This window comes from Halogeometricum pallidum JCM 14848, assembly GCF_000337095.1.
Taxonomy (GTDB): Archaea; Halobacteriota; Halobacteria; order Halobacteriales; family Haloferacaceae; genus Halogeometricum; species Halogeometricum pallidum.
In genome coordinates this window covers 43,229-67,926 of the sequence record NZ_AOIV01000006.1, presented here as the reverse complement: position 1 = coordinate 67,926, position 24,698 = coordinate 43,229, and the positions used below count along the sequence as shown (strand labels likewise).

General features: G+C 67.3%; 22 protein-coding genes. 16 read left to right on the top strand and 6 right to left on the bottom strand.

The genetic code is table 11. The annotated features are described in order from the left end of the window. Window positions 1-221: 221 nt before the first annotated feature. On the bottom strand, window positions 222-1,037 hold the full coding sequence (locus tag C474_RS03120) for a DUF7839 domain-containing protein (protein WP_008383874.1): 816 nt from the start codon (window positions 1,035-1,037) through the stop codon (window positions 222-224). Between the two features lie 148 nt (window positions 1,038-1,185). On the opposite strand from C474_RS03120, the gene cbiT reads away from it, so the two are divergent. Genes cbiT through C474_RS03065 form a run of 11 tightly spaced genes read left to right on the top strand, consistent with a single transcriptional unit; the run spans window position 1,186 to window position 10,164 of the window. Next, window positions 1,186-1,758 carry a precorrin-6Y C5,15-methyltransferase (decarboxylating) subunit CbiT gene (cbiT, locus tag C474_RS03115; RefSeq protein WP_008383873.1) on the top strand — a complete coding sequence of 191 codons (573 nt, stop codon included), beginning with the start codon at window positions 1,186-1,188 and terminating at the stop codon, window positions 1,756-1,758. Beyond that, on the top strand, window positions 1,755-2,570 hold the full coding sequence (locus C474_RS03110; RefSeq protein WP_008383872.1) for a cobalt-factor II C(20)-methyltransferase: 816 nt from the start codon (window positions 1,755-1,757) through the stop codon (window positions 2,568-2,570). The genes cbiT and C474_RS03110 overlap by 4 nt, the downstream gene beginning before the upstream one ends. Beyond that, entirely contained in the window at window positions 2,563-3,429 is an 867-nt protein-coding gene (locus C474_RS03105) for a cobalt-precorrin-4/precorrin-4 C(11)-methyltransferase (RefSeq protein ID WP_008383871.1), read from the top strand. Before C474_RS03110 ends, C474_RS03105 begins: the two co-directional genes overlap by 8 nt. Window positions 3,430-3,431: 2 nt before the next feature. After that, entirely contained in the window at window positions 3,432-4,469 is a 1,038-nt protein-coding gene (gene cbiG, locus C474_RS03100) for a cobalt-precorrin 5A hydrolase (RefSeq protein ID WP_008383869.1), read from the top strand. 1 nt (window position 4,470) lies between these two features. Next, entirely contained in the window at window positions 4,471-5,373 is a 903-nt protein-coding gene (locus tag C474_RS03095; RefSeq protein ID WP_008383867.1) for a precorrin-3B C(17)-methyltransferase, read from the top strand. A 2-nt stretch (window positions 5,374-5,375) separates the two neighbouring features. Next, window positions 5,376-6,371 carry a precorrin-3B C(17)-methyltransferase gene (gene cobJ, locus C474_RS03090; RefSeq protein ID WP_008383865.1) on the top strand — a complete coding sequence of 332 codons (996 nt, stop codon included), beginning with the start codon at window positions 5,376-5,378 and terminating at the stop codon, window positions 6,369-6,371. Further along, complete coding sequence (locus C474_RS03085) at window positions 6,361-6,612, top strand: ferredoxin (protein ID WP_008383863.1); 252 nt, start codon at window positions 6,361-6,363, stop codon at window positions 6,610-6,612. The genes cobJ and C474_RS03085 overlap by 11 nt, the downstream gene beginning before the upstream one ends. After that, complete coding sequence (locus C474_RS03080; protein ID WP_008383862.1) at window positions 6,605-7,321, top strand: hypothetical protein; 717 nt, start codon at window positions 6,605-6,607, stop codon at window positions 7,319-7,321. The genes C474_RS03085 and C474_RS03080 overlap by 8 nt, the downstream gene beginning before the upstream one ends. After that, complete coding sequence (locus C474_RS03075) at window positions 7,318-8,544, top strand: CbiX/SirB N-terminal domain-containing protein (protein WP_008383854.1); 1,227 nt, start codon at window positions 7,318-7,320, stop codon at window positions 8,542-8,544. The genes C474_RS03080 and C474_RS03075 overlap by 4 nt, the downstream gene beginning before the upstream one ends. 14 nt (window positions 8,545-8,558) lie before the next feature. After that, complete coding sequence (locus C474_RS03070) at window positions 8,559-8,930, top strand: DUF3209 family protein (protein WP_008383852.1); 372 nt, start codon at window positions 8,559-8,561, stop codon at window positions 8,928-8,930. Then, window positions 8,923-10,164 (top strand): outer membrane protein assembly factor BamB family protein, encoded by a 1,242-nt coding sequence (locus tag C474_RS03065; protein WP_008383850.1) that lies wholly within the window; start codon window positions 8,923-8,925, stop codon window positions 10,162-10,164. The genes C474_RS03070 and C474_RS03065 overlap by 8 nt, the downstream gene beginning before the upstream one ends. 169 nt (window positions 10,165-10,333) lie before the next feature. On the opposite strand, the gene C474_RS03060 is transcribed toward C474_RS03065, so the two are convergent. From C474_RS03060 to C474_RS03045, 4 genes are read right to left on the bottom strand one after another with little or no spacing between them, the layout of a single operon-like run. Next, window positions 10,334-10,699, bottom strand: a complete 366-nt coding sequence (locus C474_RS03060) for a (2Fe-2S) ferredoxin domain-containing protein (protein WP_008383848.1) — start codon at window positions 10,697-10,699, stop codon at window positions 10,334-10,336. After that, window positions 10,699-11,442: a CbtA family protein gene (locus tag C474_RS03055; protein ID WP_008383847.1), complete on the bottom strand. Its 744-nt coding sequence runs from the start codon at window positions 11,440-11,442 to the stop codon at window positions 10,699-10,701. Before C474_RS03055 ends, C474_RS03060 begins: the two co-directional genes overlap by 1 nt. Window positions 11,443-11,447: 5 nt before the next feature. Then, the gene (locus tag C474_RS03050) at window positions 11,448-11,636 is read right to left on the bottom strand and encodes a CbtB domain-containing protein (RefSeq protein WP_049916672.1); all 189 of its coding nucleotides are present in this window, start codon (window positions 11,634-11,636) and stop codon (window positions 11,448-11,450) included. Between the two features lie 58 nt (window positions 11,637-11,694). Next, on the bottom strand, window positions 11,695-13,833 hold the full coding sequence (locus C474_RS03045; protein WP_008383837.1) for an ATP-binding protein: 2,139 nt from the start codon (window positions 13,831-13,833) through the stop codon (window positions 11,695-11,697). Between the two features lie 34 nt (window positions 13,834-13,867). On the opposite strand from C474_RS03045, the gene C474_RS03040 reads away from it, so the two are divergent. From C474_RS03040 to C474_RS03020, 5 genes are all read left to right on the top strand, one after another. Continuing rightward, window positions 13,868-17,863 carry a cobaltochelatase subunit CobN gene (locus C474_RS03040; protein ID WP_008383835.1) on the top strand — a complete coding sequence of 1,332 codons (3,996 nt, stop codon included), beginning with the start codon at window positions 13,868-13,870 and terminating at the stop codon, window positions 17,861-17,863. Next, window positions 17,853-18,581: a precorrin-8X methylmutase gene (locus C474_RS03035; protein WP_008383833.1), complete on the top strand. Its 729-nt coding sequence runs from the start codon at window positions 17,853-17,855 to the stop codon at window positions 18,579-18,581. The genes C474_RS03040 and C474_RS03035 overlap by 11 nt, the downstream gene beginning before the upstream one ends. Next, window positions 18,578-19,336 carry a cobalt-precorrin-7 (C(5))-methyltransferase gene (locus C474_RS03030; RefSeq protein ID WP_008383825.1) on the top strand — a complete coding sequence of 253 codons (759 nt, stop codon included), beginning with the start codon at window positions 18,578-18,580 and terminating at the stop codon, window positions 19,334-19,336. The genes C474_RS03035 and C474_RS03030 overlap by 4 nt, the downstream gene beginning before the upstream one ends. A gap of 191 nt (window positions 19,337-19,527) precedes the next feature. Further along, on the top strand, window positions 19,528-20,316 hold the full coding sequence (locus tag C474_RS03025; RefSeq protein ID WP_049916671.1) for a CbiX/SirB N-terminal domain-containing protein: 789 nt from the start codon (window positions 19,528-19,530) through the stop codon (window positions 20,314-20,316). 151 nt (window positions 20,317-20,467) lie between these two features. Continuing rightward, window positions 20,468-21,766: a cobyrinic acid a,c-diamide synthase gene (locus tag C474_RS03020; RefSeq protein WP_008383819.1), complete on the top strand. Its 1,299-nt coding sequence runs from the start codon at window positions 20,468-20,470 to the stop codon at window positions 21,764-21,766. Window positions 21,767-22,386: 620 nt separating this feature from the next. On the opposite strand, the gene katG is transcribed toward C474_RS03020, so the two are convergent. Next, window positions 22,387-24,531, bottom strand: a complete 2,145-nt coding sequence (gene katG, locus C474_RS03015) for a catalase/peroxidase HPI (RefSeq protein WP_008383817.1) — start codon at window positions 24,529-24,531, stop codon at window positions 22,387-22,389. Window positions 24,532-24,698: the final 167 nt, after the last annotated feature.

The following is a 24,698-nucleotide window of genomic DNA, read 5'->3' as shown; positions in this document are numbered from 1 at the left end:
GGACCCAAATTCCTGATCGAATCACTTCGGGTCCGTCCCGCTTCGTACCGTTCCGAATCCGGCAGGCGGCGTTGGCTTCCTCGTAGATTAGTCGCCGGCGCGTCGGGGAGTTTCGGTACGTCTCGTATCGCGAGTCAACGCCTTCACGCGATTTTATCGAATCAGACGCGAGGAAAGTAGGAACGGACGCACTGTGATAGCCGCCGAGGGGTACAGCGAACTCACTCTTCGGCGGTGTCGACGACCTCGTAGCTGATGTTCCCCTCGCGGAGTTTGTCCGTGTGTGGCGAGAGCACGTCCGTCGCGGCGACCAACAATACGTCGAGCCCTTTGGTGGCCGCCTCGTGGACGGCCGAGGCGCTCCCGAATCGGATATCCGGGTCGAGGTTCGCCGCGTTCACGGCGGCCAGGCCCTCTGCTCCGGCGACGGCAACCAGATCATGCGACGTCGCCATGTCGGCCAACTGCTCGCGGACCACCACAGAACTCCCGCCCTTCTGGACCTGTGGAACGGAGAGAATCGTCACCGTCCCCAACTCGTAGTCGACGACCCCGTCGAAGTTCGTGATACCGACGTCCGCCCCGGCCGACGCGCCCGTGACTGCAACTGCGGTTGCGCTTCCGGTCCCGCCGGACACCGCCCGGAGGACGCCGTTCTGCATCGACAGCGAAACCGTCTCGCCTTCGGCGATGTCCGTCGTCGCGATGGCCGTCTCGATCTCTACTTGTCCGATGACGTCCTCGGAGACGTGTCGGACGAACGTGCGAAGTTCGTCGGTCTGGGAGATCAGCCAGTCGACGCCTTCCTTCGTGACCTCGTAGCGGCCGCGACCGTGCTTGTTGACGTACCCCTCTTCGGACAGATCTCGAAGGTAATCGCTCACCGCCTGCGAGGTGACGCCGATGGCGTCGGCGATTTCCTGTTGGTTGACCGCGGGTTGTCGCTCGGCGATCTGGACCAGGATCTGATACCGGGTCGCGTTGCGTTTGCTTCGAAGAACGCCGAACTCGTCGGCCTCGTCCGCATCCTTTGCCATTATTCGGTGTCGAGGGTCCGGAGTAAAGTAATTTTGCCTTAGTTCATGCCAACTTGGCGTATTTGCCCCGTCATCGGCCCTTTTTACAATTCTATTTGGTGTAATACAACCAAAATTGTTTTGTGTGTCAGTAGAGTTGTACACGCTGATGGCGCACGTCTCGCTCCCGCACGACGCAAAGGCCGGTCCGACGAAGTCGGAGGTCAGAGCCGTCCTCTCGAACAAACTCGACCTCGGGCCGACCGACCACTTCGCGGAGGTCGGTTCGTGTACCGGCGCCGTCACCATCGAAGCGGCGCGGGCCGCGGGTCGGGTGACGGCACTCGAACGGAAACCGAACCGACTGGAAGTCACCGAAAAGAACCTCGCCGCGAACGATACGACCGCGGAGGTGGAACTCCGCGAGGCGGAGGCGCCGGAGGGACTCCCGGACGACGTCGACGCTCTGTTTCTCGGGGGGAGCCGCAACTACCACGCGGTGTTAGATCACGCGGTCGAGACCGACATCGACCGCGTCGTCATGAACGTCTCCCGACTCGAAGTCGCGGGCGCGGCCACCGAGGCGTTCCGCGAACGGGGCCTCCTCGAAGAAGTCGTACAGTTCCAGGTGAGCCACGGCTACGAACTCGCCGGGGCGACGAGTTTCGATTCGGACAACCCGGTGTACATGCTCGTCGGCGGAACGAACCCCGCTGCCGCCGACGGCGGGAGGGAGCGATGACTCTCCACGGCGTCGGACTCGGTCCCGGTGACGCCGACCTCGTGACCGTCAGAGGACGCCGGGTGCTCGAGGAGGCGGACGTGGTGTACTCGCCCGGCCGACTCTCCCGGTCCGTCGCGACGGAACACGTCCCGGACGACCGCATCGGCGACCTCGAGTTCCCGATGACGCGCGACGAGGACGAACTCCGACGCGCGTGGAGGGAGGCGGCCGCGGAGATTGCGCCGCGCGCACGCGACGGCGCCGTTGCCTTCGTCACCCTCGGCGATCCGAACGTCTACTCCACGTTCGGTCACCTCCGGCGGACGCTCACCGCGTTCCACCCGGACGTGGACGTCGAGGTCGTTCCGGGCGTGAGCGCGGTCACCGCCTTCACGACCGCACTCGGCGTCGAAGTCGCGGCGGGGGCGAATCTGACGCTCCACGAGGCCGCTCGCGGAACGGCGCCGACCGGTCCGGACCGCATGGTGCTGTTCAAAGTCACCGACGTTCCGGCAACTCACGAGGGACTCGTCGACGCCGGCTACGACGTGGTGTACGGTCGCCGTCTGTACATGGAGCAGGGCGAGACGGTCGTCACGGACGACCCGCAGGAGTTGACCGACCGCGACTACTACACGCTGGCCTACGCGGAGAAGCGCGGCCTCGACGCGGAGCCCGCGACGGCGACGTTCGGCGACGTCGAGGCGACGAACGGAGACGAGTCGAATGGGAAGGTGAGCACCGACGGCGGCTCCGAAATCGGACGCACCGAACGGGCCGTCGGCGAAGCCTGCGGCGACGAGCTACCGGGGGTGGACGGTGATGACTGACCCGCAGGAGGCCATCGACGCGGAGGCGGCCATCCGTGCGAAAGAGCGGGACGCCAGAGTCGGCGACCGAACCGCCGGTGAGGTTCAAGACGGAATCCCGTTCATCGGTGCCGGGCCCGGCGACCCGGGGCTACTCACGGTCACCGGAAAGGAACTGGTCGAGGCCGCGGACCTCGTCGTTCACGCCGGGTCGCTCGTCAACAGCGAACTCCTCGAGGAGTACTGCGCCGACGCCGAACGGGTGTCGAGCATCGGGAAGGACCTCGAGGAACTGGTGCCGTTGATGCGGGACGCGTACGAGGCCGGACGGGACGCCGTCCGACTCCACAGCGGCGACCCGGCGATTTACGGGGCCGCCCTGGAGCAGATGGACGCGCTGGAACACGAGGGCGTGCCGACCTACCTCGTCCCGGGCGTGACCTCGGCCTTCGCGGCCAGCGCGACGCTCCGAACCCAACTCACGCTGAACGGCGTGGCCAACCACGTCGCGTTCACCCGCCCCCGGGGGAAGACGCTCGACCCCGAGGACGACCACATCGGCGAGTTCGTCGAGATGGGCGACGTGACGACCTGTATCTACCTCGGAACCCACGCGGTCGGGGAGACGATGGACCGCCTCCTGGAGGAGGGCCACGACCCGCAGACGCCGGTCGCGGTGGTCTATCACGCGTCGTGGCCGGACGAGGAGGTCATCGAGGGGACCATCGAAACCATCGGCGACCGCCTCGAGGCGGCGGGGTACCGTGCGTCCGCGATGGTCGTCATCGGCGACGCCGCGCGGAAGGCGGGATACGAGCGGTCCTATCTGTACGACGGCTGGGCGAATCGCGGCTCGACAGAGAGCGAGGCGGACGACTAATCATGAGTACCGAAACGAACGATACGGACACGGACGCGGACGCGGGCGAATCGGGCGGAGACTGTTCCACGCCGGACTCGGACGCCGCCGGGCGAAGCGCGGCGAGCTGCGAGCCGTCGTCTCGCAACGGCGAGGTGGCCGAAGAAATCGCGATCATCAGCTTCGAGCGAAAGCTCGACACCGCACGCGACATCAAGGACGGCCTCGGCGACGGCTACGAGCGAGTGGACATCGTCGAGTACCACGGTGACGTCTTCGCGGAGCACTGGGGCGAGTACGACTGCTTCGTCGGGTTGATGGCCTCCGGCATCGCGATGCGCAAGACCGCGCCGTTGCTCGACGACAAGTGGGACGACCCGGCCATCGTCGTCGTCGACGAGGAACTCACGTGGGCGATTCCGATTACGGGCGGCCACCACGGCGCGAACCAGGTCGCCCACGACCTCTCGCGACTGGGCGCGGTCCCGGCGATGACGACCGCGAGCGAAGCGGCGGGAAAACAGGGCGTCGAGAGCAAGGCGAAGGCGCTGGACGCGCACGTCGTCAACGGCGATTCGACCGTCGCGACGAACCTGGCGGTTCTGAACGACGAACTCGGAGCCGTGGCCCGTCTCGACGGCCCCCGCGCGGTCCTCGTCGGCGACGACGTGACCGTCCTCAAGCGCAACGCCGACGACGGCGTCGTCCTCGGAACCGGCACCGTCTCGGGGGTGAACGAGAGCCAAGTGGTCGACGCCTGGGAAGACGCCCTCGACGACCTGGGATTGGAGTTCTCGGACGTCGACTTCGTCGCCACCGGCACCCGTAAGGAGGGCGAAGCGGGCCTCTACGAGGCCGCCGAGAGAATCGGAGTCGGAGTCGTCCTCTTCGAGAAAGAGACGCTCGAAGAGTTCGAGGGACCTTCTCCCTCGCGGTCGAAAGAACTCATCGGCTGGCCGGGCATCGCCGAAGCGTCGGCCATCGCCGGCGGTCGCGACCACGAACTCGCCCGGACGAAAGAACGGTTCGACGACGCCGTGACCGTCGCGGTGGGGCGATAACATGTCGGAAACGGACCCCGCCGCCGACGGCGCGATGGGGACTCTCTACGTCGTCGGCATCGGTCCCGGACTGCCGCACGCGATGACGCAGCGAGCCAAGGACGTCGTCGCGACGGCCGACTGCGTCATCGCGTCGAACCTCTATCAGGAGTTCCTCCGACGTGACGGGACGCTGCCGCCGGAGGACGCGGAGGTGGAGGCGGCACCCGACGGAGGAACGACGGCCGAAGCGGGTCCCGGGACGGTCTTCGAACGGCGCGGCGGAGTCCGACAGACGCTCGTTCGCTCGACGATGGGCCAGCAGATAGAGTTGGCGCGCGAGGCGTTCCAGCGCGTCAGAGCGGGCGAGGACGTCGCTCACGTCTCGGGCGGCGACCCGAACGTCTACGGGAAGAGCGACCTCCTGTTCACGATGGCGGAGGAAGACGAGGCGTACGACGTCCCCATCGAAGTGGTCCCCGGCGTGACGGCCGCGCTCGGCGGGGCGGCGAACCTCGGCGCGCCCCTGTCGAACGACTTCTGTACCGTCTCGCTGTCCGACAAGTGGCGCGGATGGGACGAAATTGAGGAGAAGCTCCGCGCCGCGGCCATCAGCGGCTTCGTCATCGTCCTCTACAACTGCTGGCGGGACTACCAGCGGGCCGTCGACGTGATTCGCGAAGAGCGAGCCGACGACGTCCCCGTCGGCATCTTCAACGACGCCGGCCGAGGCGACGCGGGCCGAAATCTGGAGGACGAGACGCACACCATCACCACCCTCGGCGAGGCGAACGACCACGAAGACGAAGTCGGCGGGATGGGCACCTCCCTCCTCGTCGGCACCCACGAGACGACGGTCTGGGAGAACGACCACGGCAAACACCTCGTCACCCCGCGCGGCGGGCGTGACGTCGACGATTTCTGATAATGAACACTGACGACACCACCGAGAGTAGTACCGACACCGAAACTAGCTGCGGCGCGAGTACGGGCGATACGAGGACGGACGGTGAATCGAGTTCGAGGTGCGGCGCGTCGAACTCGTCGTTCGGGGCCGAGTCCAACTCCGAGTCGGGGTCGAAATGCGGCGCCTCGAAGAAGTCGGCGACCGACGAGAAGGTCGAGGCGCGCGCCGACGACTTCGACGCCGAACCCGGTCGGCTCGTCGCTGTGGGGCTGGGTCCCGGACGGCCCGAGGAGATGACACAGCGGGCCCGGGGCGCACTGCTGGAGGCGGAGCACATCGTCGGCTACACGACGTACGTCGACCTGCTTCCGGAGGAAGTCACGGAGTCGGCGGAGGAACTGTACGACACGCCGATGTGCGGTGAGGTGTCCCGCACCGAGGAGGCCATCGACCGCGCCCTCGCCGGAAACGACGTCGCGATCATCGGGAGCGGTGACCCGAACGTATACGCGCTGGCCGGATTAGCACTGGAAATCCTCGAGTCGAAAGAGGCGACCGCGAGCATGGTCGACTTCGAGGTCGTTCCCGGCGTTCCCGCGGCGCAGTCCTGCGGGGCCCGACTGGGGGCACCGCTCGTGAACGACACCGTGAGCATCTCCCTGTCGGACCACCTGACGCCGATGCCGACCATCGAATCCCGACTCCACGCGGCGGCCAAGGAGGGCTTCACCATCGCCATCTACAACCCGTGGAGTCGCAAGCGTCGGGAGAACTTCCGGAAGTGCTGTGAGGTTCTCATGGAGCACCGCGCTCCGGACACGCCGGTGGGTATCGTCCACGGCGCGGGCCGAGACGACGAACAGGTCGACATCGTCGAACTCCGGGAACTGGAGGAACTCGGCGAGACCGACCTCGTCGACATGACGACGACCATCCTCGTCGGGAACGAGGAGACGTACGTCTGGGACGGTCGGATGGTGACGCCGCGGGGGTACGAGTCCAAATATGACTACTGAGTATCAGATTCGGCTCGACCGCGATGCCTGCGACGGCATCTTCGCCTGTCTCGTCCGCGACGACCGATTCGTCGAGGCGTCGGACGGTTTGGTGACGGTCGAGGGCGGCCGCGCGGAACAGGACGGCGACGGAAGCCAACTCGTGAGTTTCAACGACGACCGACTGGCGGACGCGAGACAGGCCGCTCGTTCCTGTCCGGTCGGCGCGATCGACGTGCTGACGGAGGTGGACGATGAATGACGCGGGGCGGCGGCCCTCCCCGCCCGAACCCGTCGAGGACCTGCTCACCTCGACACCGGCCACGGCGTACTTCTGGGGACGCGTGGCCGGCGACGGGGAGTTGACGCGGGACTGCGTGACGGTTCGGACGGCGGACGAGACGGCCGCCGACGCGCTGGCGGCGATTGCCGGCACCGACCGGACGGGTAGCGAGCACCGCGTCGCCGCGCACGAATCGGCGCACGACGCCTCCATCGTCCGGTTCGAGGACGAGTTCGAGTTACAGGTGTTCGGCACGCCCGCCGCCCGTGCGGGCGCCGCGCTCGGCCTCCCCGTCGACGGACAGCCTGGCGGGTACCGGTTCGACACGTTCGCCGAGTCCCGTCCGCAACTCGTCCGGGGACTGCTCGAAGCCTGCGGCACCGTCTGCTTCCGGGAGTCGTCGGAGTCCGTCGGCGTCTCGTTCGTCCACGACGACGAAGCCTTGCTCCGGACGGTTCGGTCGCTCCTCGACGACGCCGAACCGTCGGTTCCGACCGACGACCTCTCCGAGACGTCCTCCGGTGGCTACTGGTTCGGACTCGCCTCGGACGCGGATGCGACCGCGTTCGCCGACTGGGTGTACGCCGGCAGTGACGACTCGGGACTGTATTCGGCCGACCGACGGCGGAAACTTCGCCGGAGCGTCGAACGCGCGACCGGAGGCGAGGTGGGCGACCTCTCGTCATGAGTTCCGACGCGCAAGCGACTCCGGCCGGACTGGACGACGAGGCGGTGCTCCTCGTCGGACACGGCTCGCGCCGCGAGAAGTCGAACGAACAGGTCCGCACCCTCGCCGCCGAGTTAGAGGGTCGGCTGGGCGTCCCGGTCGACGCCGGGTTCCTCGAACTCGCGAAGCCGTCGATACCCGACGCGATCGCGGGACTCGCATCGACGGTTTCGCGCGTGACGGTCGTCCAACTCTCGCTCTTCGCGGCGAGTCACGTCAAAAACGACGTCCCGTTCGCCGTCCAGCAGGCGCGAAGCGAACACGCCGAACTCACCGTCCACAACGGCGCACACCTCGGCGTCCACCCCGCCATCGTCGACCTGCTCGACGAACGTGCCGCGGCGGTCGAAGCGGAACTCGGGGTCGACCGGACGTCAGAGGATATCGCGGTCGTCCTCTGTGCGCGCGGCTCCAGCGACCCGGACGCGAACAGCGACGCGCACAAACTCGCCCGACTCCTCTACGAGGGACGGGCGTTCGACCGCGTCGAAGCGTCGTTCATCGGCGTCACGGAACCGAAACTCGAAGAGACGCTGCACGCGGTGGCAAAACACCGCCCGGACGCGGTCGTCGTCCTCCCCTACATGCTCGGCGACGGCGTCCTCACCGGCCGGATTCGCGACGGCGCCGCCGAATTCGACGAGGCGTATCCGTACGTCGACGCGGCGGCCGGCGACCCGCTCGGGACCGATACGCGGCTCTTGGACGTGCTCGGCGACCGCTGGCAGGAAGCCCGCACCGAGAGCGTCGACATGCCCTGCGACACCTGCAAGTACAAGGTCGAACTGGACGGCTACGAGGAGGACGCCGGCGGCGCACGGGCGATGCTCCGGGCGCTGACGCACCAGGAATCACACGCCGACCGCGACGACGTCGGCGAGGACCCCCACACCCACGACGCCCCCGAGAAACACGTCGCCGTCTGTACGAACCAGACCTGCGCCGCCGACGGCGCTCCCGCGGTCCTCGAGCGACTGCGACAGGAGGCCCGCGACTCCGACGCCTGCGACGTCCGCATCACGCGCTCGTCGTGTCTCGGACGCTGTGGCGACGGGCCGATGGTCGCCGTCTACCCGGACGGAGTCTGGTACGGTGGCGTCGGTCGGGCCGACGCGGAACGAATCGTCTCGTCCCACCTCGACAGGGACCGAATCGTCTCGAACATCGTCGATCAGACGCTGTAACCGTACACATACCCATGAGCTGCTACGAAATCGAAGCCCTACGACTCGGACTGATGAACGTGCTTGGCACCGAAGACCGGAGCGCGCGCGAACACGCCGAAAAGGAACTGGACGGGCACCTCGACGGGCCCATCGAGGCCCTGGCGAACGCGGAGACGCTCTCGGCGGTCGAACGCCACCTCGACGCCGCACTCGTCGACCTCGAAGAGGAAATCGCCGCAACCGACGAAGACGACCCGGAGTACGACTACATGCGCGGACGGCTGGTGGCAGTCCGCGACGCCGAGCGCGCGGTTCACCGACTGACCGACCAGGGCGAGAGCGTGCTCGGCGGACTGGCGGAGGCGCACGACACCCTCCACGAAACTTTCCCGGTCGATGAGTGACGCGCTGGAACGTCGAACAGTCGACCTCGGCGACCCGACGCCGGCCCGGTCCCGGCACGCGGGACAGCGCTCGACCGTCGCCGTCACCGACGAGGTGGTCGTCGCCGGGACGGCGTCCGGAGACATCCGCGCGTACGACCGAACGACGCTCGAGGAACGCTGGCGGGCCAGCACGGAACGCGAGACTGCATCCGTCGTGTCGGCGACCCCGTTCGGCGAGAGCGTCGCCGTCGGCGAGCGAAGTCCCGACGGAGTCGTTCGGGTTTACGACGCCGGCACCGGTCGACTCCGCTGGCGGTACGCCGCGGCGACGGACGTGGGAGCGCCGCAGAAACCGTCGCGGTTCTTCCTCCCCTACGTCGTCGGTATCCGGAGCCATCGGGACCGCCTCTACGTCGCTGCACGTCGGTACGAGAGAGACGGGGAGGCACGGTCGTTCGAGAGCGTCGTCTACGCCTTCGAGGACGACGGCGACCTCGCCTGGACGCATCGAACGGACGCGTCCCCGATCAGCCTCGACGTGCGAGACGAACGGGTCGCGGTCGCGTACAACCGCTGCCCGGGGGAACAGCAGCACGGGCTGGTCGTGCTCGACACCGCTGACGGAACCGTTCGGTACGACTGGGACCCCGGTTCCGAGGGGCAGCGACGGGTCGGCGACGTGTCGCTCGCGAGCGACGGGGCGTTCGTCGCCAGCCACGGAGACTATCGGGGGTATCGCCTTCGAGACGGTGGGACCGAGCGGTGGTCGGTCGAGTTGGCGACGCCGACGGAAGTCGGCGACGAGACGCTGTACGCGTATCCGAATCACGTTCACGCCGCCGACGGCGAGGCGCTCTTCGTCACCGGGAACACGTACGCCGAGGAGAGCCGTGAGAGCGAATCGCTCCACCCGAACGAACACACGGTGTTCGGGTACAGTTCGGACGGCGAGCGGCGGTGGTCCGCACCGACCGGCGGTTTCGCCGCTGAACTCGGCGCCGACGGCGACGCGGTCGTCGTCCCCGGTGCGCAGCATTTCCGAGTACGCGACGCGAGTTCCCACGGCTTCAGCGTGTTCGACCGCGACGACGGACTCGTGACGAGATTCGAAACGGACGGGGTGGTCACCGCCGTCAGCCGCGAGAGCGGCGTGACCGCCGCCGTCGAAGAACCGGTCGTCTACCACGACGACGGGACGGAGCGCGGTTCGTACCGGTTGCACGTGACGGGGAGCGACGAACGCGTTCGCTGACGGTGAGCGATTGAGGCCGGACCGGCGGTCGTTCGTGTTCGTCAAAAGCGGCTTGGGACCCGCGCGCCAGGCGGCTGACGCGGGTTAATCCGGACGGGGCGACTCGTTCGTCTTCTCGGGGAATTTGACGCCGTCGTCAACGAACGCCGGCGACGACGCCACTTACCGACTACTCACGCGGCGTGCGGGCGGAGCCGTCGCGTTCGTCCAGTCCCAGCCGCGAGCCGTCGGGACCGAACTCGCTTTCCAGCAGTTCCGGCACGTCTTCGGGCGTGACGTCCGAGTACCACCGACTGCGGGGGTGGATGGCGAGGGCCGTCCCCTCGGCGCTACAGAGTCCGAGACAGCCCGTCTCGGCGACGTGGACCCGCGACCAGAAGACGTCGCGTTCTCGGAGCCACGCTTTCACCGCCTCGTAGACGTCCTCCCCGCGAGCGTCCGCACAGCACGCGTACTCGGAGTCCCGGTCGTTCGTACAGACGAGGACGTGGTCGGAGAACCCGTTCTCGCGCACGTCCCGCGTTCGGTGCTCCATCAGTCAGCAGCCACCGTTCCGGAGGCGTCCGTGAGCGCCGTCTCTTCGTCGTCGTCGTCGTCCGGCGTATCGAACCGGTCGCGGCGAAGGAGCCACGCGTGGACGCTGGCGAGGACGAACCAGAGTCCGGCCTGACCCGCGACGGTTATCGTTCGGAACGCGGTCGCGAGTTCGACCGGAATCGGACCGGAGGCTGCGTTCGCCGGACCGAACGCGGCGACGAGCGGAACGAGCGCGAACGCGGCGAGTGCGCCGATGAACGCGGTGGGCCTGCCGGAGGACGTTCGGAGCCGGGTGTAGGCGTAGCCGGACAGCCCGCACCCGAGTCCGCCGACGAGCATCATCGCCAGATACCAGGTGAGTCGAACGTCGGTGGCAAGCGCCTGCTCGACGCCCGGCGGCTGCGGTGGAAACAGCAGCCACGGGGCGCCCGAGACGGTGATGAACCCGGCGGCCGCGAGGACGTAGCTTTTCGTCCCGGCCGCGCCCGGAATCATCGGTTCGAGGAAGTAGAAGGCGGCCCCGAGGGCGACCCCACCGAAGAGGATTCCCAAGAGGACGCCGCCCGCGACACTGACCGTCGCGGTGACAGTCTCGGAGACGACGGGTCCTGCGCCGTGACCGTGTTCGAACGTCTCGGCGTACCTGATAAGGGGGGTGGCGACCAGCGCGACGAACGCCCCGAACGCGATACCGGCGACGACGCCGGCTTTCAGACCGCGGGCGACGTAGTCAGCGAGCATCGAGGTCAGTGACAGGTGACGCCGGCCGCGTGGCGGAAGTTGTGCATCGAATCGTGCACCATCGGTTCCTGAAGGAACAGCAGTGCGAACCCGAGTGCGGCCACCAGCGCGAGTCCGGCAGCCACCTGCGTCGCCGAGAGTTCCATTCGAGCCTGTTCGATCCGACCGTGAACGCTGTTGTTGGAGATCGCCATTCTAAACTACACTTGCATAAAATCAGATTGGTTTGTAAATCTACCGGAGTAACGAAACCTAACTTTCACGATCGGTGCCGACGGCCGACTCGATACGCTCGGCGGACAGCGCGGAGAGCGGGACGCGTTGGCCGTTCGTCTCCTCGGTGATGACTCCCGTCAGCCCGGTCCTATCGTCGTCACCCGCGTCGACGACGACCACGTGAGCGCCGTGGCCGGTCAGCCGTCTCGCCGCCTCGCGAGTCTCGCGCACCGGACTCCCGTCGGCGACGTTCGTCCGCCCGTCGGTGACGAGGACGACGACGGACGCGGCCGGGTCGGCCCGGTCGAGGACGTCGCACGCGGTTCGAAGTCCAGCGGGCAACGGCGTCCGGTCGCCGGTCGGAAGCTCCTTGAGGTGACGAGCGGCGAGGGTGACGCTGTTCGTCGGCGGGAGCAACACGTCGGCTTCCTCGCCGGCGAACGTCACGAACGCCACCTCGTCTCGCTTTTCGTACGCGTCTTTCAGCAGTTCGAGCACGGTGCCCTTCGCCGTCCGCATCGCGGGCAGCATCGACGCGCTCGCGTCCACGACGAACAGGACCAGCGAGGAGGCGTCACCCTGCCGGACCGACTGACGCAGGTCGCGGGACTCGACGGACGAACCTCCGCGGGAGCGCGCCGCTCGCACCGACGCGGCGGCGTCGATGCGCGCGGACGACCCGGCGCGTCGACTCCGGACGCGGGCGCCCCGATTGTCCACGAGCGGCTGCGTCCGCGTTCTGGACCCTCCGCCGGCACTCCCGTCGTCGGCGGCGTCCGGTGCAGCTATCTCCGGAGCACGCCCCGCGCCGACGGCAGCGCTGGACCGTCCCGGGATAGCCGGCGTCGCCTCCGACTCCTCGTCCGTTCTCTCCGATTCCCGTTCGTCTTCGGTCACCTGCGCTTCGGTTCCATCGTCACGTCCGGGTTCTCCTCGCGGCGACGGGGTCGGCCGGGTACCGGACTCGTCGCTCCCGCTGTCACTATCGTCTTCCTCCCCGGTCGATGGGTCGGACCCTGCACCCTCGCCCTCGTCGCCGGAGTCGGTCGGTCCCTCGGGAGGACCGCGCTCAGCCTCGGGTTCGTCGTCGGGTCGTTCCGTCTCGTCCGCGTTCTCGCCGTCACCCTGCTCGCCGTCGAAGTGGTCGTCGATGAGTTCGTCGGGGTCGGGAGCGTCCTCGAAGGGTTGCGACCGAAGCCGGTGTGGAAGGGCGAGTTCCGCCGCCCGTCGGACGTCCGGTTCGACGACCTTGGTCCGCCCGTCGAGGGCGGCGAACGTCATGGCGGTTCGCGCCGTCGCGATGTCGCCCCTGTGGCCCTCGGCACCGGAGTCACGGCAGAGTTCCGCGATATCCCGGGCGAACGCCGTCGACAGCTCCACGTCGGCGAGCAGCTCTCGGGCCGCTCTCAGTTGATTTCGGTACTCGTCGGTCCCCGTCCGCTCGGCCTCCGAGGTTTCGGGCGCGTCGCCCGCTCTCCGTCCGACCGCCTGGTCGATGATGCTGACCCGCCGGTCGATGTCCTCGCAGGCCGTGACCGTCGCTTGGAGCGCGAACCGGTCGCGTAGCTGCGGTCGCAAGTCGCCCTCCTCGGGATTCATCGTTCCGACGAGCGTGAAATCCGCCGGGTGAGAAACGCTCACGCCGTCCCGTTCGACCCGGTTGACGCCGCTCGCCGCCGCGTCGAGGAGCACGTCGACGAGGTGGTCGTCGAGGAGGTTCACCTCGTCGACGTAGAGGAATCCGCGGTTGGCCCGCGCGAGCAGTCCGGGGTCGAACTCGTAGTCGCCGGCCAGCGCGTCCGCCACCGAGAGCGTCCCGACGACCCGTTCGCGCGTCGCCCCCAGCGGGAGCGTCACTAACGGGACCGGTCGTTCGGTCGTCGGCGGGTCCGTCCGTTCCCGGCAGTCGGCACACTGGCGTTCGGGTTCGTTCGGCGGGCATCCGTAGGGACAGTCCTCGACGACGTCCCGGTTCGGAAGCAGGTCCGTCAGCGCTCGAACCGCCGTGGATTTCGCCGTTCCCTTCTCTCCTTGTATCAGGAGCCCGTCTAAGTCGTCGTTCGCCGCGACAGTTAGTAAAGCGCGCTTGAGTTCGGTCTGACCGACAATTTCGGCGAACGAGGGTCCTTCGCCCCGAGCTGCCGAAGATTTATTGTTCTCCCCTAAATCAATCATACTTGTATTAGAGCAATGGAGGTTTAACAACGTTATGCCAACAATCGGCCTTTACACCGCGACCGAAAACGAGTTGGGAGCCGTCCAGCAGGCCGCGGCACAGACAGACGTGGAACTGGTCGTCCGTTCCGAGAGCGACTTCGAGGACCGGAGCGACGTCGACGCGTTCCTCGACGAAATCGAAGACGCGACGGCGGCGGTCTTCTGGCTCCACGGCGCGGAGGAGAGTATGCCGGGGTACGACCACGCCGTCGGCCGTCTCGAAGACGCCGGCGTTCCGCTCGTCGTCAAGTCGACCGGCGACGCCTACGCGCTCGAGGACACGTCCGTATCTCCGACGGACCGAGACCGAGTGTACGAGTACTTGAAGCGGGGCGGCACCACCAACGTCGCGAACTGTGTTCGCTTCCTCGCCGACGAGTACGGGAGCGGCGACTACGAGTACGACGACCCCGTCACGCTCCCGACGGAAGGGGTCTACCACCCTGACCACCCGGGGACGTCGTACGAGGAACTTCTCGCCACGCTCGACCCCGATACGCCGACGGTCGCAGTCTGGTTCTACGAGTCCCACTGGACGCACGGGAACACGCGCTACGTCGACGCACAGGTGCGCGCCATCGAGGCGCAGGGTGCGGACGCGCTCCCGATATTCTGCAACCCGGCGACGGACACCGACGAGCAGTGGGACGCGGAACGGGTGACCGACGAGTGGCTCCTCCGCGACGGCGAACCGCTCGTCGACGCTGTCCTCTCGTCGTTCATGTTCTCGCTGTCGATGGACGAGCGCGGGCGGGCGGCGGACGACGAGGAGTCCGGCGCCGAGGACGTCTTCCTCGACCGACTCGGCGTCCCCGTCGTCCAGACGGTGACGACCATGCGTTCTCGCTCCCGCTACGAGAAGAGCGACACCGGCGTCATGGGGTTCGAGTTAGCGCTCTCCGTCGCGCTCCCCGAGTTCGACGGCAACGTCATCACCCACCCGATCAGCGGCAAGGAACGAACGGCCGACGAGGCCGACATCGGGAGCGCGCCCAAACAGCACTTCCCGATCGAGGACCGGGTCGACCACGCCGCCCGACTCGCGGTGAACTGGGCGGAACTCCGGCACACGCCCAACGAGGAGAAGCGCATCGCGGTCGTGTTGCACAACTACCCGCCGAGCGACGACGGTATCGGCACCGCGTTCGGCCTCGACAGTCCCGAGAGCACGGTCAACCTCCTCGAGGAACTCGCGTCCCGGAACTACGACCTCGGCGGGAGACGGCCGGAGAGCGGCCAGGCCCTCGTCGAACGGCTGACCGCACAGCTAACGCTCGAGGACCGCTGGGTCGCTCCGGATGACGTCCGAGACCTGAGCGTCGATGTCGTGTCCACCGAGCAGTATCGCGAGTGGTTCGCGGCCGCGGACGAACGCTTCCAGTCGAACGTCGTCGAGGAGTGGGGCGAGGTGCCCGACCGGCCGTTCGCCGTTCCCGGCGTCGAGTTCGGAAACGTCCTCGTCACCGTCCAGCCGCCGCGCGGGTTCGGCATGGACCCCTCGAAGGTCTACCACGACTCCGACCTCCAACCGCCGCACGATTACGTGGCGTTCTACGGCTGGCTCCGAAACGCGTACGACGCCGACGCGGTCGTCCACCTCGGCACGCACGGGAGCCTGGAGTGGCTTCCGGGCAAGACGGTCGGCTTGAACGGGGAAAGCGCCCCGGACCAGCTCCTCGACGACCTGCCGAACGTCTACCCCTACATCATCAACAACCCGGGAGAGGGAACCCAAGCGAAGCGGCGGTCGTACGCGGCCGTCGTCGACTACCTGACGCCAGTGATGCGCAACGCCGGCACGTACGACGAACTGGCCGAACTCGAGGAACTCGCCGACCAGTACCGCGAGGCCGGGATGGAAGACGCCCGCACCGACGACGGTGAACACCTCGAGCGACTCCTCCGGGAGACGATCGACGAACTCGACCTCGCGGTCGAACTCGGCGTCGCCGGAGAAATCGACGACCGCGTCGAGGTTCGCGGTCCCGAAGAAGTCGGGACCACTCTCGCGGAGGGGACGGTCGAAGGAGACGGCGAGGCGCGAAGCGCTTCGGACCGGGCGAGCGGTGAGCAAAGCGACCCGCGGGCGGCGGTGGACGTCGACGAACTCGTCGAACGGGTCCACGCGTACCTCACCGACGTGAAGACGACGCAGATACGGATGGGGCTCCACACGATGAGCGAACCCCCCGAGGCGGACCGTCTCGTCGAATACCTCGTCGCGCTCACCCGACTGGAGAACCCGGGCGGACCGAGCCTCCGCGAGAGCGTGGCCGGCGTGCTCGGCGTCGACTATCAGCGGATGCTCGACGAACCGGGCGCGTACGACGACGAACTGGGCATGACGTTGTCGGAGGCGGCGGACGAGGTGTACGAAACGAGCCTGTCGCTCGTGGAGACGCTGGCCGCTCACGACTTCGACGTGCCGGCCTCGGAGGTAGAGGCCGGAACCGAGGACGAACTCAACATGAACCTCCTCGTCGTCGATGTCGACCCCCTCAGGGACGCGCGGGCGAAGTCGGGGGCGCACGACGACCTCCGCGAGGCGCTCTCGTTCATCTGCGAGGAAGCGGCGCCGCGAGTGCGAGGCGCCGAGGACGAAGTCCCGAGGACGGCGGATGCGCTGGCCGGCGAGTACGTCCCGCCCGGTGGCAGCGGTGCCCCGACGCGAGGTGGGGTCGACCTGTTGCCGACGGCGCGGAACTTCTACACGCTCGATCCGCGGAAGGTGCCGGCGAAGAGCGCGTGGCGGGTCGGCCGCGCGGTGGCGGACGGTATCGCTGAACGCCACTGCGAGGAGAGTGCGGCGCACAGCGCCGTAGAACAGTCGAGCGGTGAGCAGGGCGAACCGCGAGACGAGGGGGCCTACCCCGAAGAGGTCGGCGTCGTCGTGTGGGGGACGCCGACCGTTCGAACGCGCGGTGAGACCATCGCACAGGTTCTCGCGCTGATGGGCGTCGAACCCGTCTGGACCGACGCCGGGCGCATCGACGACGTCGAGCCCATTCCGCTGGACGAACTGGACCGTCCCCGAATCGACGTCACCGCCCGCGTCTCGGGACTGTTCCGCGACGCCTTCCCGCAGACCGCGGGCGTGATTCACGACGCCGTCGACGCCGTCGTCGACCTCGACGAGCCCCACGAGATGAACTACGTGAAGAAACACGTCGAGGAGGAGACCAGACGACTCGACGAGGACGGCGTCGACAAACCGGAGAAAGCCGCAAAACGGCGCGTGTTCACGACGCGCCCCGGCGGGTACGGCGCGGGAACCAACAAGGCCGTCGACGAGGGCAACTGGGACGACCGCTCGGACCTCGCTGACGTGTACGTCCAGTGGGGCGGGTACGCGCTCGGAAAACGGGGTCGCGTCTCGGAGGCGCACGATGCCTTCGAGCGCCGACTCGGGAGCGTCGACGCGACGGTCAAGATAGAGGACACCGCCGAACAGGACGAGTTCGACAGCTCCGATTGGTACGCCTTCCACGGTGGATTCATCACCGCCGTCTCGGAAATCGCGGGCGAGGAGCCGGCTTCCTACGTCGGCGACTCCAGCGACCCCGACAACGTATCGGTCTACACGAACGAGGAGAAGGTCCGGAAGGCGATGCGCGCTCGCGTGCTCAACCCCGAGTGGCTCGACAGCATGGAGGACCACGAGTACAAGGGTGCCGGAGACCTGTCGACGACGGTCGACGTGGTCCTCGGCTGGGACGCCACCACGGACGTCGTGAGCGACACGCTCTGGGGCGACGTGGCGGAGAAGTACGCTTTCGACGAGGCGCGTCAGGAGTGGATGCGCGACGTGAACCCGTGGGCGCTAGAGAGCATCACCGACACGCTCCTCGAGGCGGTCGACCGCGGACTGTGGGACGCCGACGACGAGACGGTCGACCGACTCCGCGACGTCAACCTCCGGGTCGACGGCGATATCGAGGCGCGCAGCGGAAACGCCGAGGTAACGGGGGTGGCGAGCGATGACGACTGACGACCGACGAACCGACGGCGGCGCCGAAGCGTCCGGTGAGGAGTTCGAGGAGTACGCCGACCTGGGCGCGACCACGGAGAACGCGATGGAAATCGCCGAGACGAGCATGGACCGCGTCCGCGGACTCGTCCCGGACGAGACGTTGGCCGACCGCATCCGGCAGAAGAGCGTCCACGCGACGGGCGACCCCGAATTCCAGCACCTCGTCCGATTCACCGGTGAGACAGCGGACGAACCGGTTGTCGCCGGCGCGCGGGCGGTTCTCGAGGAGCGTCCCATCGTCACCGACATCACCATGGTCAAAGCGGGTATCACCGGACGCGGCCACGACTGCCGCGTGGAGAAGGCCATCGGAAACGGCGGGGAACTCGCGAGACGGACGGGCATGACGCGAACGGCCGCGTCCGTTCTCAATCTCGACCGGCGGGGGGTCTACGACGACGCCATCGCCGCCGTCGGAAATGCGCCGACGGCGGCACTCGCTCTGGCGGACTGCATCGAAGACGGGACGCGCCCCGCCGTCGTCGTCGCCACCCCAGTCGGGTTCGTCAAAGCGGCGGAGAGTCGGAGGCGTCTCAGAGCGGTCGCAGAGAGGCACGGCGTCCCTGCGATAACGAACGTCGGCCGCCGCGGCGGAAGCGGGTTGGCGGCCGGACTGACGAACGAACTCGTCCACGTGGCGAGCGACGTTCGAGACGGAGAGGTCGACCTTCCGTGAGCGACACGTCCGACTCGGAGACCCGTCCCGACCCGGCGGTACTCGCGGCGTCGGCGTCCGAGTCCCTCTCCGCGGAGAATCCGGTACACGCGGTCGGTATCGGTCCGGGGAACTTGGAGTATCTCACCCCTCGCGGTGAGCGCGCTATTCGCGACGCCGAGGTCGTGGTCGGGTTCGAGACGGTCGTCGAGTTCGTCCGCGAACGGACGGACGCCGACCTGCTCACCTGCGGTTACCGCGACGAGGCTGAGACGCTCGCGGCGTTCGCCGACCGCGTCTCGGGCGGTGAGTCCGGAACGGCCGTGCTGATGGGCGACCCGAACCACTCGGGGTACCAGTTCCTCGGAAAGGTTCAGGCCGCAGTCGACTCGCCCGTCCGGATCGTTCCGGGGATATCGTCCCTTCAGGTCGCCGCGAGTCGGGCGCGAACGCCGATGGAGGAATCGACGTTCGTGACCCTGCACAAGAGCGGAGCCATCGCGTCGGACCTCCGGCGACTCCGCGAGGACGTCGGCGACCGGCACCTCCTCGTACTTCCGCGCCCCTACGACTGGATGCCCGAGGACGTCGCCGCCGACTTACTCGACGCGGGCGCGTCACCATCGCTGGAGGCGCTGGTACTCGAACGATTGACGCACGCGAACGAAGCGGTGACCGAGACGACGCTGGAAGGACTCTCGGCGATGGCGGCAGAGTCAGCGGAGGACGCGTCACCGTTCTCCGACCTCTCGGTTCTCGCGGTTCGGTCCAGATAGCCCCTCCCTCTCCGGTTCTCTCGTCCGGCGCGCTCCTGCGCTCATCGCCTGACTACGACTGTCTCCGGCTAGGGCCGAATCCGTCTCACGCGGCGAACGTCGTCGAGTCACCAAAACATATTTCAGAATCCATCTCGACCGATTATGCAACCCAACTTGGGATAGATAAAGTTCATTTGTTCAATGGCCCCATGACAACCGAATCACTACTGCTCATCGGCCGCGATACGAGGAACGCACGCGAAGTCCTGGAGGTGCACGCCGAGCGACTCCGACGGCGTAGCGTCGTCGACACGGTCGCAGTGGCGACGTACGAGAGCGAACCGATCCGCGAACTCCGAGCGCAGTTCGAGCGAATAGCCGCCGACGCGGTGTACGCGGTGCCGATGTGTACCGCACACACTCACGAGACGATACGCGACATCCCGGCGGCGCTCTCGTACGTCGCAGGGGACGTTCGGTACTGTGAACCGCTCGGACAGAGTCCCGCGGTCACCGAGGCAATCGAGGAGCGGGGAGCGGCGCTCGCTCGGCCGTCCGACGACGTGTCTCTCATCCTCGTCGGATTCGGGAGCAGTTCGAAGCCCTATCACCGACAGACCGTCGACTACCACGCGGCCCGACTCCGCGAGCAGTCGGAGTACGGCGAGGTTCTCACGTGCTATCTCCTCCAGAATCCCACGGTCGAATGTGTCCGGTACAACACCACGAAGACGCGGTCGGTCGCGGTCCCGGTCTTTCTCGCACGGAGCGAAGCGACGGAGCGCAGGATTCCCGACGAACTCGAACTCGCACGCGGCGGTATCGAGTACGCAGACCCCTACGGAGCGCACGGACGCATCACGGATGCCGTTCACGCCGAGGTCGAAAAACAGCGCGCTCTCGCGCGCAACGACGCCTCCCCGACGGCCTCCTTCGAGGGACGACTGACCGAGACGCACCGCCCGGTAGCGACCGACGGCGAAGGTGGTCAGCGATGAGGGATTGGGCGATGAGATTCGTTCCGGTCGGTGGAGACAGCCGGACGCCCCGCCCGGTCGAATCCGCCTCGGACGCGTTCGAGGAGGCCCGGCGACTGGGCCGGTCACTGACCGACGACGGACTCATGTCGAAGAAAACCGATGTTGTCCCATGAAGGGCTTCGTCATCGGCGGGACGCACTCGGGAGTCGGAAAAACCGTCGCAACTCTCGCTATCGTTCGTGCTCTCGGCGAGGCGGGGTATACGGTACAACCCGCTAAGGCCGGCCCCGACTTCATCGACCCCAGTCACCACGAACGGGTGGCCGGCCGACCGTCGCGGACGCTCGACCTGTGGCTCCAAGGCACGGACGGACTCCGGCGGAACTACCACCGGGGCGACGGCGACGTCTGCGTCGTGGAGGGGGTGATGGGGCTGTACGACGGTGACGGCTCCAGCACCGCCATGGTCGCCGAGGCGCTCGACCTCCCGGTCGTCTTGGTCGTCGATGCGAAAGCCGGTATGGAGAGCGTCGCCGCGACTGCGCTCGGCTTCCAGCGCTACGCGGCACACGCGGACCGGGACGTCGACGTCGCGGGAATCGTCGCACAGCGCGCCCACGGCGGACGCCACGAAGCGGGTATTCGCGATGCGCTCCCGGACGACATCGCGTATCTGGGTCGGATTCCGCCGCGAGATGGACTCGAAATCCCCGACCGACATCTCGGACTGCAGATGGGCGACGAATCTCCGCTCGACCCGGACGCGCTCGACGCCGTCGCCGAACACGTGCGAATCGACCGACTCGTCGACCTCGCTCGGGTCCCGCCGCGACCGACGCCGGCGACGGACCCCCCGCGAACCGACAAGCGGGTCGCCGTCGCCAGAGACGAGGCGTTCCGGTTCTGCTACCCGGCCACCATCGAACGGCTTCGCGAACGGGCCGACGTGGTCACCTTCGCGCCGACCGCGGGCGACGAACTCCCGGCGTGCGACGGCGTCTACTTGCCGGGCGGGTACCCGGAGCTTCACGCTGACTCGCTGGCGGAGAGCCCGGCGATACGACGGCTCGGTGCCGCGGCGGCGGACGGACTCCCCGTCCTCGGCGAGTGCGGCGGGCTGATGGCACTCGCCGAAACCCTGACCACCGCCGACGGCGAGACTCACCGGATGGCCGAAGTTCTGCCCGCGGACGTGCGGATGCACGACCGCTATCAGGCACTGGACCACGTCGAACTCAGCGCCCGCTCGAACGCCCTCACCGCGAGCGCCGGAGCGAGCCTTCGGGGTCACGAGTTTCACTATTCCAGTGCGGACGCGGCGTCGGACGCGCGGTTCGCGTTCGACGTCGAACGCGGCGACGGTATCGACGAGAACCGGGACGGACTGTACGAACACGAGACGCTGGGAACGTACTGTCACGTCCATCCCGCGAGTGGGGCCTTCGACGCGTTCGTCGATTCATTGTAATCGACGCGGCGGGCGAGTTCGCTCTCGCGGTCGGCGAGGTACGGTTCGACGGCTTCGGTCGGACCGAGGGGTTCTGGTGGCAGAGCTCACGGTGGCTAAATCCCGTAAGCGGTCGATGCCGATTCGTGGCGTGACGAATCGCCAGAGGACGGCGGGATGACTGTAATCGGTATCGTCTCGAGCCGCACCGAATTCCCGTCGAGTCCGCTGATTCTGTTCCGAAGAAGTGCAGAACGAATCAGCGACAGCCTCGGGATTCGAGTCGTGAAACGAACCGGATTCCGCACGGCCGGTCGTCCGCCGGTCGGCCGCGGCGACCACACCTTTGAGAAGCGGCGAACAAATGGTGGCACGATGTGGCTCGGCCGACTCGCTCGCCGACGGCAGGTGAACGCCGCCATCGGGTGGACCGGCGGCCGTCGGTCGGGGTCAGGTGGTCGGAGTGCGTTTGAACGGTCGAGGCCGGTCTCCGGGCCGATCGAATCGTGCTGAAAAAAGCCGCAGTTCGACGGATGACGCGTCCGTGACTCGACGGCGAGTCGAAGAGGGCCGCGCCCGCCGCCGAACCGGCGGGCGCGCCGTCGTCTCCGGGGCTCTCGGTCGAACTCAGTCGACCGGGCTTACTCGAGGTCGAAGCGGTCGTGGGTCATGATCTTGTGCCACGCCTCCGCGAAGTCGTCCACGAGCTTCTCCTCGCCGTCGTCGTTTCCGTACACCTGTGCGACGGTTCTGAGACGAGCGTTCGACCCGAAGACGAGGTCGAAGCGGGTCGCCTCCCACTCGACTTCGCCCGTGTCGCGGTCGCGCAGTTCGAACGCGTACTCGTCGTCCGAGACGGGGTCCCACTCGTAGTTCATGTCGAGCAGGTTCGCGAAGAAGTCGTTGGTCAGCGTCCCCGGTCGGTCGGTGAGGACGCCGCGGTCGGACCCGTCGTAGTTCGCGCCCAGCGCCCGCATTCCGCCGACGAGCACCGTCATCTCGGGAACCGTCATGTTCAGGAGATCCGCCTTATCGACGAGCAGTTCCTCGGCTCGTTCGTCGGCCTCGTCCGAGCGGTAGTTGCGGAAGCCGTCCGCTGTCGGTTCGAGTACCTCGAACGACTCGACGTCGGTCTGCTCCTGCGAGGCGTCCGTCCGCCCCGGCTCGAAGGGGATGTCCACGTCGTGTCCGGCGTCCGCCGCCGCCTGTTCGACGGCCGCGTTGCCGCCCAGCACGATGAGGTCGGCGAGCGACACCTGCGTCCCGTCGGACCGCGAGTCGTTGAACTCCGTGCGAATCTCTTCGAGGGTGTCCAGTACGCTCGTCAGCTCCTCGGGGTTGTTGACCTCCCAGTCGCGCTGCGGTCGGAGGCGGATTCGCGCCCCGTTCGCGCCGCCGCGCTTGTCGCTGTCGCGGTACGTCGACGCGGACGCCCACGCGGTTCGGACGAGTTGCGAGACGGTCAGGTCCGAGTCGAGAATCTCCGCTTTGAGTTCGTCGACTTCCTCGTCTCCGATGAGGTCGTAGTCGGCGTCGGGGATGGGGTCCTGCCACAGCATCTCTTCGTCGGGCACCTCGGGACCGACGAGTCGGGTCGGCGGGCCCATGTCGCGGTGGATCAGCTTGTACCACGCCTTCGCGAACGCCTGCTGGAACTTCCGGGGGTCCTCTTGGAAGCTCTCGAGGACCTCGCGGTAGTCCTCGTCGTGCTTCAGCGCGATGTCGGTTGTCAGCATCATGGGGTCGACCTTCTTCGACTCGTCGTGGGCGTCCGGCACGCTTTCTTTGAGTTCGTCGTCGACCGGCCGCCACTGCCACGCGCCGCCGGGGCCCTTGTGCGACTCCCACTCGTGGTCGAGTAGGTTGCTGATGTAGCCCATGTCCCACTGGGTCGGCGCGCTGTTCCACGGACCCTCGATACCGCCGGTGATGGTGTCCTGTCCGCGGCCGGACCCGAAGTCGCTGGACCAGCCGAGACCCTGCTCCTCCATGGGGGCCGCTTCGGGTTCGGGGCCGAGATACTCGGGGTCGTCGGCGCCGTGGACCTTTCCGAACGTGTGGCCGCCGGCGATGAGCGCGACCGTCTCCTCGTCGTTCATCGCCATCTGGCTGAACGTCTGGCGGATGTTGTGCGCCGACCCTTCGAGGTCCGGTTCGCCGTGCGGACCCTCCGGGTTCACGTAGATGAGCCCCATGACCGAGTTACCGAAGGGGTTCTCGAGGTCGCCCTCCTCATCGAAGCGCTCGGGAGAGGTCACCTCCATCTCGTCTTCGGGACCCCAATTGACGGACTCGTCGGGCATGTAGGCGTCCTCGCGCCCGCCTCCGAAGCCGTACGTCTCGAACCCCATCGACTCGAGAGCGACGTTCCCGGTTAGGACGATCAGGTCGGCCCACGAGAGGCTATCGCCGTACTTCTTCTTGACCGGCCAGAGCAGGCGTCGGGCCTTGTCGAGGTTCGCGTTGTCGGGCCAACTGTTGAGGGGCGCGAAACGCTGACCGGCGCGGTTCGCACCGCCGCGGCCGTCGGCGACGCGGTACGTGCCGGCGCTGTGCCAGGCCATCCGGATCATCAGCGGTCCGTAGTGGCCGTAGTCGGCGGGCCACCAGTCCTGCGACGTCGTCAGTATCTCCTCGATGTCCGCCTTCACCTCGTCGAGGTCGAGTTTCTCGAACTCCTCGGCGTAGTCGAAGTCCTCGTCCATCGGATTCCCCGGGTCGGCGTTGTCGTCGAGGATGTCCAAGTTCAACTGTTCGGGCCACCAGTCACGGTTGGATTTCGGCATTGCGACACAGTTGGCTCTTTCGCGTGTTAAGATTGTCTAATTCGGAATTGAAGTTACAGTTTGGGAATGAAGTCTCTGCTCCACGCAAAGGTATTATCGCGTTCGGGAATTCCGTCGGTAATACGTCGGGCGTCGCGGCTGGACTCGGAGGGCCTCCTCGGCGCGAC

Coding starts and splice junctions, on each gene's coding strand:
- C474_RS03120 (WP_008383874.1), bottom strand. CDS start 1,037: ATGGCAAAGGATGCGGACGAGGCCGACGAGTTCGGCGTTCTTCGAAGC.
- cbiT (WP_008383873.1), top strand. CDS start 1,186: ATGGCGCACGTCTCGCTCCCGCACGACGCAAAGGCCGGTCCGACGAAG.
- C474_RS03110 (WP_008383872.1), top strand. CDS start 1,755: ATGACTCTCCACGGCGTCGGACTCGGTCCCGGTGACGCCGACCTCGTG.
- C474_RS03105 (WP_008383871.1), top strand. CDS start 2,563: ATGACTGACCCGCAGGAGGCCATCGACGCGGAGGCGGCCATCCGTGCG.
- cbiG (WP_008383869.1), top strand. CDS start 3,432: ATGAGTACCGAAACGAACGATACGGACACGGACGCGGACGCGGGCGAA.
- C474_RS03095 (WP_008383867.1), top strand. CDS start 4,471: ATGTCGGAAACGGACCCCGCCGCCGACGGCGCGATGGGGACTCTCTAC.
- cobJ (WP_008383865.1), top strand. CDS start 5,376: ATGAACACTGACGACACCACCGAGAGTAGTACCGACACCGAAACTAGC.
- C474_RS03085 (WP_008383863.1), top strand. CDS start 6,361: ATGACTACTGAGTATCAGATTCGGCTCGACCGCGATGCCTGCGACGGC.
- C474_RS03080 (WP_008383862.1), top strand. CDS start 6,605: ATGAATGACGCGGGGCGGCGGCCCTCCCCGCCCGAACCCGTCGAGGAC.
- C474_RS03075 (WP_008383854.1), top strand. CDS start 7,318: ATGAGTTCCGACGCGCAAGCGACTCCGGCCGGACTGGACGACGAGGCG.
- C474_RS03070 (WP_008383852.1), top strand. CDS start 8,559: ATGAGCTGCTACGAAATCGAAGCCCTACGACTCGGACTGATGAACGTG.
- C474_RS03065 (WP_008383850.1), top strand. CDS start 8,923: ATGAGTGACGCGCTGGAACGTCGAACAGTCGACCTCGGCGACCCGACG.
- C474_RS03060 (WP_008383848.1), bottom strand. CDS start 10,699: ATGGAGCACCGAACGCGGGACGTGCGCGAGAACGGGTTCTCCGACCAC.
- C474_RS03055 (WP_008383847.1), bottom strand. CDS start 11,442: ATGCTCGCTGACTACGTCGCCCGCGGTCTGAAAGCCGGCGTCGTCGCC.
- C474_RS03050 (WP_049916672.1), bottom strand. CDS start 11,636: ATGGCGATCTCCAACAACAGCGTTCACGGTCGGATCGAACAGGCTCGA.
- C474_RS03045 (WP_008383837.1), bottom strand. CDS start 13,833: ATGATTGATTTAGGGGAGAACAATAAATCTTCGGCAGCTCGGGGCGAA.
- C474_RS03040 (WP_008383835.1), top strand. CDS start 13,868: ATGCCAACAATCGGCCTTTACACCGCGACCGAAAACGAGTTGGGAGCC.
- C474_RS03035 (WP_008383833.1), top strand. CDS start 17,853: ATGACGACTGACGACCGACGAACCGACGGCGGCGCCGAAGCGTCCGGT.
- C474_RS03025 (WP_049916671.1), top strand. CDS start 19,528: ATGACAACCGAATCACTACTGCTCATCGGCCGCGATACGAGGAACGCA.
- C474_RS03020 (WP_008383819.1), top strand. CDS start 20,468: ATGAAGGGCTTCGTCATCGGCGGGACGCACTCGGGAGTCGGAAAAACC.
- katG (WP_008383817.1), bottom strand. CDS start 24,531: ATGCCGAAATCCAACCGTGACTGGTGGCCCGAACAGTTGAACTTGGAC.